We start from the raw sequence: 13,710 nt of genomic DNA, 5'->3' as shown, positions 1-13,710 counted from the left end.
ACAAGTCTTTCCCCTTGTCTCCAATTCCCAATTCCCCATTCCCCATTCCCCATTCCCTAAAAGAATGCTGGTTGATGGCGAATCAAGTTAAAAAATTCTTCGCGGGTTTTATGCTCTTCTTGGAACACGCCAACCATTGCGCTAGTGACAGTCCAAGAACCTGGTTTCTGTACGCCCCGCATTACCATACACATGTGGCTAGCTTCCATCACAACGGCTACGCCTCGAGGTTCTAGAATGGTCTGAATTGCTTCGGCAATTTGGCGGGTTAACCTCTCCTGGACTTGCAAGCGACGGGAATACATTTCAACAATGCGGGCCAGTTTGCTTAGTCCTACAACTTTTTGGTTGGGGATATAAGCAACGTGCGCTCTACCCATAAATGGCAGCATGTGGTGTTCGCACAGACTAAAAAAATTAATATCTCGGACTAGTACCATCTCGTTATGCCCTTCATCAAAGATGGCATCGTTAACGAGTTCTTCAAGGGATTGGTTGTAGCCACTGGTAAGAAACCGCATTGCTTCGGCCACTCGCTTTGGTGTTTTGAGGAGTCCTTCGCGTTCAGGATCTTCGCCAACGCCCAATATTATTTTCCGCACTGCATCCTTCATTTCCTCTATCTGTTCCTCCTTTGGCGGGAACACATCAGCTTGTCGCCCGTTATTCGTATTGCGATCGGGTCTAGGAGTTATGGCTTCTGCCAAGTCGGGAATCAGAGGCGATTGAGAGTAATTGGAACCGTTGGAACTAGCGATAGTCATGATTCAGTCTTGGTTATGGTTTGAAAGTTGGTCATTAGTCATTAGTCATTAGTCATTAGTACATTGGTCATTTGCAAAGGACTGATGACAAAGGATAAATTAAAGTGCGCCAGCACTGGGCATCAGGGTCAATTCGTCAATAACTGCCTGTTGTGGTAACAGAACTGTGTGGAGAATTGACTGAGCCACTATTTCCGGGGTTAACATCTTAGAACGGTCTAAGTTGACATGGACTGTTTCTGTGTCCCAAAGTTCGGTATTGACTGCGCCAGGAGAGATCGCTGTGACACGAATGCCGTGGGTGCGTTCTTCTTGTGCGAAGGTTTGAGAGAGGGCAATCAAACCAGCTTTGCTGACGCTGTATGCTCCCCAACCGGGAAACGGTTGCTTGGCGGCAATTGAAGCGACGTTGATAATTGTGCCTGTGCCCCGATCGCGCATTGAAGGTAAAATCCCTAAAATGCACTGAAACACGCTGGTAAGATTCAAGTCAATTACCTGCTGCCATCCTTCTAGGGGAGTTTCGCTCAAAGTGGCTGTATAGGCAAGGCCCGCACTGTTTACCAGAATGTCTATATCACCAAAGTCAAGGGCGATCGCTTGGATTTTTTCTTTTACTTCAAAGATCCGCGCTAAATCTACAGCGTAAGCTTTCGCTTCCACCCCAGTATGCTGTACAGCTTCTGCCACCGCCTCTAACTTATTCAAAGAACGGCTGACTAAGGCGACATCTATTCCGGCTTTGGCAAAGGCTAAAGCCGTTGCTTTCCCAATTCCACTACTGGCCCCAGTAATCAGGGCGCGTCGTTTTTGCTCAACATTCATGATGTCTCCCAATTTTTTGGCAGTTCCCAAAGCCTAGTACCACCCAATTATTCACATTGATCGGTTTAGATAGATTAAAGGAATCTAAAAATCTGATGATTTCTATTAAGCAACTGCTATGATGCAGTGCAATAGTGGGCATATTGTGGGTTTTATCAGTCAAGACAGCAAATCGTCGCCTGGAAAACCACGCCGTACACTCAAATTAGATTACTCAATAACACAAAAGCTACTCAATTTGATTGAGTAGATTTGCCAAACATACAAATGCCTATGGCCAGATTGTTAAAAATCTTTAAGCACATAGGCAATTATAGCATTGCTGCTTTACTAATCCATCATTAGGCAGTGGTTTTAGTGGGCAACTTCTGTAAAAACACCAATTTTACGGAATTTTTCATAACGTAGTTGGCGGCGTTCTGGAGCGGTTAAATGGTTAAGTTCGTCCAAATTTTCTAGCAGCACTTGCTTGAGCGTGGTAGCAGCTTTTAAAGGATCGGAATGAGCGCCACCAGTTGGTTCAGGCAGTATTTGGTCGATAATTCCCAATCTTTTCAGGTCGTGGGAAATAATTTTCAGCGCAACGGCGGCTTGAGGAGCTTTACCAGCATCTTTCCACAAAATGGCGGCGCAGGCTTCGGGGGTGGCGACGGTATAAACGGAGTGTTCAAACATGAGCAGGCGATCGCCTACACCAATACCAAGTGCGCCACCAGAACCACCTTCACCAATAACTGTGCAGATAATTGGCACATCTAAGCAAAACATTTCCCGCAAGTTGTAAGCGATCGCTTCTCCTTGACCTTGGTGTTCTGCTTCCACTCCAGACCAAGCCCCTGGTGTGTCGATAAAAGTTAGTATGGGCATACCAAACTTATTAGCGTGTTCCATCAACCGCATAGCTTTGCGGTAGCCGCCAGGATAAGGCATTCCAAAGTTACGGGCAATATTGTCTTTGGTATCACGACCTTTTTGATGACCTAACATCACCACAGGTTGCCCACTCAGACGACCGACTCCACCAACTAAAGCCGGATCGTCACCACCACAGCGATCGCCATGCAATTCCATCCATTCATCGCTAATAGCCTGAATGTAATCGAGAGTACTGGGACGACGCGGATGACGAGCGACTTGTAATCGCTGGGAAGGCGATAGACTAGTAAAAATTTCCTCACGTAGTTGCATGGCGCGTGCTTCTAGTTGACGAATTTGACCAGAAACATCAACGCCATTTTCTTCTGCAAGTTGCCGAATTTGATCGATTCGGGTTGCAAGTTCTGCTAGGGGCTTTTCAAAATCTAACAGTAGCGGTTTACGCTCGGTAGTTGCCATCGTAGGGTTTATCAATTACGAGTTATAAGTTATCTATCTTTTGTCCTTTGTCCTTTATCCTTTGTCCTTTGCAAATAACAAATGACCAATGACTAAGGACAAATGACTAATGACCAATGACTAAACCAACAACGGTCTAAATCCATGTTTTACTGACACCCGGCCAATCTGCTCCATTTTATCTACGGTAATCTGATTCCGTCCCCACGAAAAGTTCGTGTATAACTTCTCAAATTCCAGCAGCATTGATTCGGCAAAACAGGCAAACAACTGACGGGCTGGCACGTCCATATTGACTATTTTCATAATTTTCCAGTCAATATCCAGGGAATGCTCTACAATCCCACCATTTAACACGTGTACGCCAGGATATTGAATTTTTGTCGCTAAGTTTTTAGGATAGCCACCATCAATCAACAAACAGGGTTGTTTCAAAGTGGTAGGGTCAATTTCCACGCCTCTGGGCATACTAGCAACCCAAACTACAACATCGGCTTGGGGTAGTGCTTCTGTCAAACCCATGATTTTCCCCCGCCCCAGTTCGCCTTGCAACTCTTTGAGACGTTCTTGATCGCGGGCGATTAGCAGGAGTTCTTGGACATCTGTTCTCGCATCTAGCCAGCGTGTAACGGCACTACCAATATCCCCAGTTGCTCCACATACCGCAACAGTCGCGTTGGATAGATTAATTCCCAGTTGTTTGGATGCTTCTTCCACCTGCTTACAAATAATGTAAGCAGTATGCGTGTTTCCTGTGGTGAAGCGTTCAAACTCTAGTTTGATATTGCGGACTTGGCTAAATTGCTCTAACTTAAAGTTTTCAAAAATAATCGAGGAAAATCCGCCTAAAGCTGTGATGTTAATGCCGTGCTTCTGTGCATGGGCCATAGCGTTGAGGATTTTCCGTGTAGCGGCTTTGATGCGGCGACTAGCTAGCATTTCTGGCAAAAAGCAAGATTCTACATACCGTCCTTCAATTTGTTGCCCAGTAACACTGGTGACAATAATAGTATCGACAATTTGCGGCGGGGCGCTGCACCAAAAGTCTAGCCCTTGATCGGCATATTCTGGGTATCCCAATTCTTGGGCTACCGCTTGAGCGTGTTCTAAACTAGTCAGATGTCCAATTAGACCAAACATGTAGTGATTATTAGGCTTATGCTGTCTTGAGGGGGGGAATTTAGGAGAGTTAGGAGTTGTGGGTTAGGAGTTCTGAGTTCTGAATAACTACTCAGCACTCAGCACTCGTTATTCAGCACTTTTTTAAGCACCTATGAGTCCGTAGGCTGACAAGCGCATAATATCGCGAGTCGTAAAACCAATGTTACTCAATGCTTCACCATACTGAATCATGAAGTCTTCTACCAAAGCATCTTTTTCCATTGCCATTGTGTGGGCATCACCTTCTACTTGGTTGAGCATTTTCCAGACTATGGGTAGGTTCTGGCGATTTGCAAGTTCAAGTTCAGCTTTGGATTCTGCAAAGTGTTCTTTCAACCAAACTTCTCCAAAATTGAGGTGACTGTATTCTTCTTTAACTACTCCTTCAGTAATTTTACGGGCGAAATCGTCGGCAACGGGGATGTAAATGTTATATGCTGCGATCGCAAAACATTCAATAATTAAAGACTGAATCAACAGACAAGTAACCACTTTTCCTTCTGCGGCAGCTGTTTGGAAATTTTGGTGTAGTCCGGAGAAAAACTCTTTGGCAAATTGCAAATCTGGGGTAACAGCCAAATTGCGCCCACAAGCTTCAAATCCTTTCTTGTGGCGGCTTTCCATTTTGGATAGGCGAATCAATTCATCATGAGATTCTGGCAGCAGTTGGGCTAGTGTGATGTAATTTTCATGGGCTTCTTGTTCCCCTTCAATCACGATCGCATTAATCCGGCTATAAGCATCTTTGTATGTTTCGCTTTTGAAATCTAATTCTTTAAATTGGTCTGTAAGCTGCTGCATGGTTATGTTTACTCCCGTAAAACTGAATTATTTGACACCAGGATTCGATTTACCCTATGAACTGAGGGTAACAATCACTGTGGTTTAATTTAACTTAACAAGTAGACTATGTTTATAGATTAATGGTTGCTGGGGGCAATGCTCTAGTACTAGCGAAATAAATGCTTTGCGGCTTAAGTTATGTCTAAACCAAACCCGAATCTGAAATCTGGTGATTTTTTGAGCCTAGTAGTCTTACTGCTAGGGGCATTTATCGTTCTACTACCGCTATTTGTGGTTTTTCTCACCTCCTTTGCACCGACAGCCGCCAGCCCAGAAAATTTGTCTAAAAATAACTGGTCTTTAGCTAATTACCGCGTTGCATGGCAACAGGGAAAATTTTTGCTGGCGTTTGCTAATTCTACCTTGGTAGCGATCGCTGTGACGGCGTTTCAGATTGTCACTTCTGCTTTAGCTGGTTACGCCTTAGCACGGCTGAAGTTTCGGGGACGGCAAGCACTGCTATTGGTTGTCTTAGCAACTTTGGTAATTCCTTTTCAGTTATTGGTGATTCCCATCTTTTTGGTTTTGAAGTGGGGACACCTGATAAATACATACTGGGCGCTCATTTTACCAACTGCTGTCAATGGGTTTGGGATTTTCTTATTACGTCAGTATTTCCAGACAATTCCTGTGGAATTAGAGGAAGCCGCAGCCATAGATGGGGCAACCAGACTACAAATATTGTGGCGGGTAATGTTACCTTTAGCCCGTCCGGCATTGGTGACGCTGTTTTTGTTCACTTTCATTGGCGAATGGAATGATTTGTTTAAACCTCTGGTATTTACAACCCGTCCCGAATTAAGAACAGTGCAACTGGCGTTGGCTGAATTTCAAGAACAATTTACGAATAATTGGCCTTTGATGATGGCGGCGGTGACAATAGCGACAGTTCCAGTGATGGTATTATTTTTCATCGGTCAGCGTCAGTTTATTCAAGGTATTGCTGCAACGGGAATTAAGAATTAGCAAAGGAAGCTGTCTGAATTTTAGATTTTTGTGAAGCGCGAGATAAGTAAAATATTAATTTTTATGATGCTACGCGTAATTGTCCTGATCCAAGCCGAAACAGAATTATACAGATTCTGTAGGAAATGGAAACAGTCATGAATTCTGAAACATTACAACAGTTACAAGCTGAGATTGAGCAAAAACTGCTTGAAAGTGTTAATAACGCTGACTTATACAGTGTGCTTGAGAAGTACGGTGTATTAGATGATAGAGCTTTAATCGTTCAATGGCAGTGTAATCTTGACCCAAATAAAATCAAATCTGGTGATGCAGTTGATGAACAGCAACCTAATGAATCATTGGCAGAACAGGAAATTGTGCTAATGCAAAATTCATGGTGTATCCCTTGTCCGTCAACTGGCGACCCTTTCGGCTGTAACTGCTAAATAATTTAGTTTTTGTACTGTAAAGAGTTTATTCTAGTAAGTATAAAAATGCTGAACTTTGTATTTACTAATTAGGCTACAGAGATAATACTAAGTATCACCATACCTAATTAGCAAGGAGAAGTATTTCAATATACTCTTAATTTTTTGGGTGCAAGTTTGTCATGTCTCGATACCGAAGTAGTTGGTACTGGGAGTTAGGGATAGTGAGTACATTAGCAATTGCTGGAGTCCTCACTTTCTTTGAGAGTTTTGCCTTAGCTCAAATACAAAAAGATGGCACACTTGGATCTGAAAGTTCAATCATTACACCAAAGCTAATCGATGGTCAGCCTATAGACCAGATTGATGGTGGGGCAGTTCGTGGTACAAACTTATTCCACAGCTTTGAACAGTTTTCTGTCTCTGCGGAAAGGACAGCCTACTTTAACAATGCAATAGATATTCAGAACATTATCAGTCGGGTGACAGGTAACTCTATTTCTAAGATAGATGGGATTCTGAAAGCTAACGGCACAGCGAACCTGTTTCTGATTAACCCTAACGGCATTATGTTTGGGCCCAATGCTTCTTTAAATATTGGCGGTTCATTTGTGGCAAGTACGGCGAGTAGCTTGAACTTTGCTGATGGTACAAAGTTTAGTGCTACATCTCCTCAAGCTAAACCTCTACTGACATTAAGTGTTCCCATTGGCTTACAATTTGGAGCAACTGCGGCTCCCATCCGCAATCAATCCCAAGCCAAACCAGATGGCGCAGTTAATATCTTTAGGCAAGGTGTTGGTCTACAGGTGCAGCAAGGCAAAACTTTGGCACTTATAGGCGGTGATATAACGTTAGAGGGGGGAAATATAACTGCAAAAGACGGAAGAGTTGAGTTAGGAAGCGTCGCTGGTAATAGTCTGGTCAGTTTAAGCCCAACGAACCAAGGTTGGGCATTGGGATATGAAGGTGTTCAAAATTTCCAGAATATCGAACTAATTAAGTTAAATAAAATTCGATCTATTGTAGATACTCATGGAGAGGGTAAGAGTAATATCAACGTGCAAGGCAGGCTCATGCGGGTAGCTGGCAGTTTCCTAATTCTAATTGATCTCTTTGGAGGGCAATCAGGAGGGGATTTGACAGTGAACGCCTCAGAGTCTGTAGTAGTTGAACAAGATGCACAACTGTTTACTCAGAGTGTATCCAACGGAAACTCTGGAAACATAAATGTCAATACTAAGAAGTTGGTGGTCAAAAGTGGAGCGCAATTGCAGGGACAATTGACCATAAATGCTTCGGATTCCGTAGAACTAATCAGTGGCACTTCCATTCCTCTCTTCCGAGATGGTAGTGATTTAATATCCAGTGGATTATTTAGTGCAACTTCTAGCGATAAAAACGCTGGTAACATCACAATTAATACTGGAAAATTGCGTATCGAAGGAGGAGCAAGAATATCAACAAGCTCTGAGGGCATATATAGGTTTATCCCTAACCAACTTACACCAGCGACGGGAAATGCAGGAAACTTGATAGTGAATGCTTCCGAGTCGGTAGAATTAATTGGAACTTCACCAAATGGTTCTAAGCTCAGTAGCTTGTTTTCTGGGACTCAAGGGCCTGGAGATGGTGGAAACTTGACCCTAACTACAGGGCAATTGATTATTAAGGATGGGGCTGCAATAACTGTGAGCAGCCAAGCTCGAAAAAATGTAATCTATATCGGAGATCCAAATAATCTTGGAAAAGCAGGCTATTTAAATATAACCGCTCGCTCCATACTTCTCGACAACAAAGGAAAACTCATATCTAATAGTGAGTCAGGTAAAGGTGGGAATATTACGCTACAGGTGCAGAACTTATTATTGATGCGCCGCGAAAGTCAAATTACCACTAACGCAGGTACAACAGGACTGGGTGGAGATGGCGGTAATATCATCATCAATGCACCTAATGGTTTCATTGTCGCTACTCCCTTGGGAAATAACGATATCACTGCCAATGCCTTCTCTGACTCTGGTGGTAAAATCACAATCACCGCTAAGAACATTTTTGGATTTGTGCCCCGCACTCGTGCAGACGTAGAAAAACTTGATCCAGAAGAAATCAATCCGAATAACGTGCGAACAAGTGACATCACGGCGTTTTCTCAGCAAAACCCTTCATTAAATGGCACGGTACGAATCAACTCACCAGATGTTGACCCTAGTCAAGGATTAGTGGAATTGCCTGTAAATTTGGTTGATGCTTCCCAACAAATTGTTGCTGGTTGTAATTCTGGTGGAAAAATAGCCAGAAGTTCATTTATTACAACTGGGCGTGGAGGAATAGCGCCCAATCCCACGGAGCCATTGATAGCTGATGATGCGGTGCTAGCAGATTGGATCACACTCTCTCCAGAGAGTCAGAATCGTGCTGAGGGTATCCAGAAGAGAGTGGTTGTTCACAAGCAGAGAAAGACAGAAGAAAACTCACAGAAGGTTAATTCTGTCAATGAACCTACTCAAATTGTGGAAGCTCAAGGATGGGTAGTGGATGCCAATGGGAACGTGGTTTTGGTTGCTCAAGTACCCACTGCGTCGCCTCATAATTCTTCACTCATGGCTACATCTTGCGCTGGTAATTAAAATTTGAGATTCTCGTAAATTTTGTTGGTGCGCTGGCGTAGCCCGTCGTAGACATCGCTTTTTCGCAATGACCATCATGTAAGCGATCGCCCTTTGTAATAAATTAAGCTGTGGGTGCGATCGCTGTTTCGCTATGACCTTTATACAAGCGATCGCTCTCTCTACTCAACTCATCTGTCGGTGCGTTGGTGTAGCTCACCGTTCACGTAGGGTCTTGTAGAGAAGGTATGGCTTCTTTGTCAGGTTGGTAGCCAGATTCATGAAGGCTTTAAGGAAATCCAGCAGAAATATATGAAGTTTTGTTACACAATGCGTAATTATAACTAGCCAAGCTGAAGTCATAATTATGGGAGTTCGCAAGAGCGTTAGAAGCCTAATCCTGTCGTGCCACTCTAGACTCTGTATCCTTAATTTCTTCGTCGCCAAACTGTACTAATCGAAGTCACGTTAATTTAGTACATCACAAGATAAGTTCACACATCTACCAGTCTGCAAGGAGAGCAAAAATTATGAATTCTCAAAACACACAACAGCTAACAGATGAGATTCAAAAGGAAACTAGTCAGAGCTTGAATAACTCTGAATCTGGTGGTGTAAGTGCAAATGATGGTACATCAGGAGATAATCATCATGACTTGCATAGCAATATAGACCTTAATAAAACTGAATTTAATGATGGTAGTGCAGAGAAAGAGCTTCAGAATTTTCCCCAAGGAATTCCACCTAAGAATAAAAATCTAGAAAGTTGCGTTTTGACTGATGACGGTATGATATGTCATTAAAGTTTAGCCTTAACAGTATTCTCAAATTAATTGGTATCATTTCAATTTTCTGAGAGTAAAGATAATAACATTGTCAACTTAATTGCTCATCTCAATTTAGTTGAGAGTAAAGTTAATAACGTCATTTTTAATTGCGTGAAATACAGTTTTTTAGAAGGGGCACAACAGTGTTATGCCCCTATCATATACTGTCTGCAAATGATAAACACTATAAGGTTTGGTAAGGAACGAAAGGCAGATTACGGATTCCATTCTGATGTAATCTAATTATCGTACTCACTTTAATACAGATTTAGCGTCACTATTGTTAAGCAATTAATGCTTTTTTAGAGCAGTATAATATCAAGTATGAGTAATCTGTGGGTCTGGTTTAAAAGTCTAGGATTTGCAGTATGTGGTGCAATAGCTTTCTGCGGAAACTCCGCTATTGCCCAAATTATCCAGGATGGTACTCTACCTACTAATTCTCAGGTTACACCACAGGGTAATATCACAATTATTGAAGGTGGAACCAGAGCAGGAAACAATCTTTTCCACAGTTTTGAGAAATTTTCTGTACCTACAGGGATTACTGCTCACTTTCAAAATCCTACAGATATTCAAAATATTATTAGCCGGGTAACAGGTAAGTCTATTTCTAATATTGATGGCATCCTGAAAGCAGACGGCACAGCTAACCTATTTCTAATTAATCCCAACGGGATTATTTTTGGTAACAATGCTTCTTTACAAATTAATGGTTCATTTGTGGCGAGTACCGCAAGTAGTTTGAACTTTGCCGATGGTACAAAGTTTAGTGCCATAGATCCCCGAACCACACCCTTGCTAACAGTAAGTGTACCCACTGGTTTACAATTCGGAGCTACTGCGGCTCCCATCCGCAATCAATCCCAAGCAAGACCAAATAATAGCACAACTGTTAGACCTGGTGGCTTACAAGTACAGTCAGGCAAAACCTTGGCACTTGTAGGTGGTGATATAACCCTGGAGGGCGGAAATTTAACCGCAACATCTGGACGAATTGAGCTGGGAAGTGTCGCTGCCAATAGTCTGGTTAGTCTCAAACCAACGATTCAAGGTTGGGTTTTGGGATATGAAGGTGTCCAGAATTTCCAAAATATTCAACTAATCACGCGAACTGTTAATGGTTCTGAGATTCCATCTCAGGTAAGAGCTAATAACACAGATGGTAGTGGAGGTAATATCGAAGTGCATGGTAACACAGTGGAAATAATAGGTTACCCTGTAATACTGACAACTCAGACTACTGGTATCGGAAATGCCGGAGACTTAACGATTAACACTAGGAAATTAATTGTGCGGGATGGCGCACAAGTTTTCACTTCTACTAGAGGCGGGGGTCAAGGAGGAAAGTTAACTGTGAACGCCTCTGAGTCTGTGGAAGTAAGTGGTAGCTTTCCCATACCAAATAGTGATTTTGTTCAATCTGGTGCATTGTATAGTTCAACCGGCGGTAGTGGAAAGGCGGGTGACCTTATAATCAATACTGGAAAGTTGCGTATTATGAGTGGGGGACGGATATCAACGGAATCTACTGCATCATTACGGAATTCACAATTGATACCAGGTACAGGAGCAGGAGGCAATTTGACTGTGAACGCCTCTGAGTCTGTTGAACTAATTGGAAGATCAACAAGCAATTTAAATGTTACTAGCGGCTTGTTTGCTTCAACTAACACTTCTGGAGATGCCGGAAAAGTGACAATTACTACAGGAAAATTGATCATCCAGAATGGGGCTAATGTCACTGTAAGTAGTCAATTTGGCCAGGATTATATTTACCCAGGAGATGCATATATATTAGGTTCAGCAGGGGATCTAAATGTAACTGCTGGCTCCATACTTCTAGATAATGAGGGAAAACTCACATCTAATAGTGAGTCAGGGCGCGGCGGTAATATTTCGTTACAGGTGCGGGACTTATTACTGATGCGCCGCAATAGTCAAATATCCACTAATGCAGAGGGTGATGGAGATGGCGGCAATATTGCCATCAAAGCACCTAATGGGTTCATCATCGCCACTCCTTTTGGAAATAACGATATCACTGCCAATGCCAACTCTGGCTCAGGTGGTAAAATCACAATCACCGCTAAAAAAATCTTTGGATTTGTGCCACGCACTCGTGCAGACGTAGAAAAGCTTGATCCAACAGGCTCAATCAACCCGAATAACCTCCAAACAAGTGACATCACCGCATTTTCTCGACAAGACCCTACATTAAATGGCACTGTACAAATCAACTCACCAGATGCTGACCCCAGCAAAGGATTAGTGGAATTGCCCGTAAATCTGGTTGATGCTTCTGAGCAAATTGCTGCTGGTTGTAATTCTGGTGCAAAAATAGGAAGCAGTTCCTTTATTGCTACTGGGCGTGGAGGACTAGTAGCCGATCCCACGCAGCCATTGATAGCTGATGATGCGGTGCTGGCAGATTGGATCACACTAGAGCCAGAGAGTAAAAATCGTGCTGCTGGTATTCAGAAAAGAGCGGTTCTTCAGGCGCAGCAAAATATAGAAGAAAAATCACAGAAAGTTAATTCTGTCAATGAACCTACCCAAATTGTAGAAGCCCAAGGATGGGTAATGGATGCCGATGGTAATGTGGTTTTGGTTGCTCAAGTACCCACTGCGTCGCCTCATAACTCGTCACTCACCGCTACATCTTGCGCTGCTCGTTAGACTTTGAGACAAGTTAAACAATCTCTGGATTAAGGTTCAATTTCTGTAACTTGGCAGTAATTACGATCGCAATTACTGCCTACAAGTTCACCTATTACCTATTCCCTAACTCGTCTCCTGAATTTGCAAACGAACAGTGTGTTCAGTCGCACCACTAAGTTGCAATTCCATAATTTCACCACCCAGAGGTTCCAAGCAAGTGAGGAGCGATCGCAAGTTGGGTGTACTTGCACCAGTATCTACATATAATCTATCTGCCAAATTGCCGATTCGTTTCCACGTCATGTAGAGTTTAGCGATCGTTTGTTCAATCTGCGATGCTTGATTGACCAAATCAGCAGCTATGCTCAAACAGCCGACTCTTTGCGCTTCTTCTAAGGCTGTTTCAATATCAACATTTTCCTGCGTCAGCGCTTGGACTTGAGCCGCCCCTTTGAGATATTTGGCCAAGTTACGCGCTTCGCTTGTTACCTGTTTCAGGGTATCCACATCAGGATTGGCAGCAATTTCTTTCTGGATAAACTTTTGGTGCGATTCTGGCAGTTTTTCCATTTCCTTCACCAATGGGGCGATGTAGCGCGGCGGAAGGGTGTTATCTGCGGCTTTTTCCTTGACTGATTCAGGTAATAAATCTGAGGACATGGCTGTCCATTCATCGCTGAGTTGACGCACTTCGCGCCTGGTGATGCGATCGCCTTTTTGGGCGGCTTCACTCACCATCTGTTGCACTTCTGGCGATGCTTTGGAGGTTTCAACAAATGCCCGTTTACTGAAGTTGTTTACAGAACCGGGGTCGAGTTTACCGTCTTCAATGAGAGTATCGGCACTATTGGCCAGTTGAATCCAGGAGTATGCTTGACTTTTGCTGATTTCCCGCTCTTTTAGCCATCGCAGAAAGCCAGTACCGCGCCCATCACCACCCACTTTCTCTCTGTCGCGGATCGCCCGTAAAATTCGCCCCCGCCAGATTTCAGTTTGCAAATCAAAGCGATCGCACACCTGCCAAGCTATTTCTAGCTGCTGTTGAAAATCAGACTCTAGAATCTGTTCATCTTCTGGATCGGGCAGTTCAAAGCTGATATCTGCTGGCTGTAGTAAAGCAGCAGCAAGGTCGTTGATGGAGTCGGTGTCTTGCACGATTGATGATAACTAGTGGATGCGATCGGCTTATTATGCCATAATCTGCGGACTCTCACTTAAGGGGGAGTACGGTATTTTGAATTACAACAAATATAGTAGGAAGGGGTAAACCACCCCAGTGAGGTCTTTAATTGATCAGAGAGAATAAAAA

General features: G+C 43.2%; 11 protein-coding genes. 5 read left to right on the top strand and 6 right to left on the bottom strand.

The genetic code is table 11. The features are described 5' to 3' along the window. Window positions 1–56: 56 nt before the first annotated feature. From folE to H6G86_RS22330, 5 genes are all read right to left on the bottom strand, one after another. Window positions 57–764 (bottom strand): GTP cyclohydrolase I FolE, encoded by a 708-nt coding sequence (gene folE, locus H6G86_RS22350; RefSeq protein ID WP_163930364.1) that lies wholly within the window; start codon window positions 762–764, stop codon window positions 57–59. Window positions 765–863: 99 nt separating this feature from the next. Continuing rightward, window positions 864–1,589: an SDR family oxidoreductase gene (locus H6G86_RS22345; RefSeq protein ID WP_190936146.1), complete on the bottom strand. Its 726-nt coding sequence runs from the start codon at window positions 1,587–1,589 to the stop codon at window positions 864–866. 354 nt (window positions 1,590–1,943) lie between these two features. Then, on the bottom strand, window positions 1,944–2,924 hold the full coding sequence (locus H6G86_RS22340) for an acetyl-CoA carboxylase carboxyltransferase subunit alpha (RefSeq protein WP_190936145.1): 981 nt from the start codon (window positions 2,922–2,924) through the stop codon (window positions 1,944–1,946). 120 nt (window positions 2,925–3,044) lie between these two features. After that, window positions 3,045–4,064 (bottom strand): long-chain acyl-[acyl-carrier-protein] reductase, encoded by a 1,020-nt coding sequence (locus tag H6G86_RS22335; protein WP_114080902.1) that lies wholly within the window; start codon window positions 4,062–4,064, stop codon window positions 3,045–3,047. Window positions 4,065–4,187: 123 nt separating this feature from the next. Continuing rightward, window positions 4,188–4,886, bottom strand: a complete 699-nt coding sequence (locus H6G86_RS22330; protein WP_163930369.1) for an aldehyde oxygenase (deformylating) — start codon at window positions 4,884–4,886, stop codon at window positions 4,188–4,190. A gap of 180 nt (window positions 4,887–5,066) precedes the next feature. Between H6G86_RS22330 and H6G86_RS22325 the strand changes: the two genes are divergently transcribed. From H6G86_RS22325 to H6G86_RS22305, 5 genes are all read left to right on the top strand, one after another. Continuing rightward, window positions 5,067–5,894 carry a carbohydrate ABC transporter permease gene (locus H6G86_RS22325; protein ID WP_190936144.1) on the top strand — a complete coding sequence of 276 codons (828 nt, stop codon included), beginning with the start codon at window positions 5,067–5,069 and terminating at the stop codon, window positions 5,892–5,894. A gap of 137 nt (window positions 5,895–6,031) precedes the next feature. Further along, window positions 6,032–6,322, top strand: a complete 291-nt coding sequence (locus H6G86_RS22320) for a hypothetical protein (RefSeq protein ID WP_190936143.1) — start codon at window positions 6,032–6,034, stop codon at window positions 6,320–6,322. 164 nt (window positions 6,323–6,486) lie between these two features. Further along, the gene (locus H6G86_RS22315) at window positions 6,487–8,934 is read left to right on the top strand and encodes a filamentous hemagglutinin N-terminal domain-containing protein (RefSeq protein ID WP_190936142.1); all 2,448 of its coding nucleotides are present in this window, start codon (window positions 6,487–6,489) and stop codon (window positions 8,932–8,934) included. Between the two features lie 509 nt (window positions 8,935–9,443). Next, on the top strand, window positions 9,444–9,716 hold the full coding sequence (locus H6G86_RS22310) for a hypothetical protein (protein ID WP_190936141.1): 273 nt from the start codon (window positions 9,444–9,446) through the stop codon (window positions 9,714–9,716). Between the two features lie 348 nt (window positions 9,717–10,064). Continuing rightward, window positions 10,065–12,419, top strand: coding sequence for a two-partner secretion domain-containing protein (locus H6G86_RS22305; RefSeq protein WP_190936140.1), 2,355 nt, complete (start codon window positions 10,065–10,067; stop codon window positions 12,417–12,419). Between the two features lie 105 nt (window positions 12,420–12,524). Here H6G86_RS22305 and H6G86_RS22300 read toward each other — a convergent pair whose 3' ends face one another. Further along, complete coding sequence (locus tag H6G86_RS22300) at window positions 12,525–13,556, bottom strand: hypothetical protein (RefSeq protein WP_163930380.1); 1,032 nt, start codon at window positions 13,554–13,556, stop codon at window positions 12,525–12,527. Window positions 13,557–13,710: the final 154 nt, after the last annotated feature.

It is taken from the genome of Nostoc sp. FACHB-133, assembly GCF_014698055.1.
GTDB lineage: Bacteria > Cyanobacteriota > Cyanobacteriia > Cyanobacteriales > Nostocaceae > Nostoc.
The sequence above is the reverse complement of the archived record's forward strand: the minus strand, read 5'-3'. Positions and strand labels throughout refer to the sequence as shown.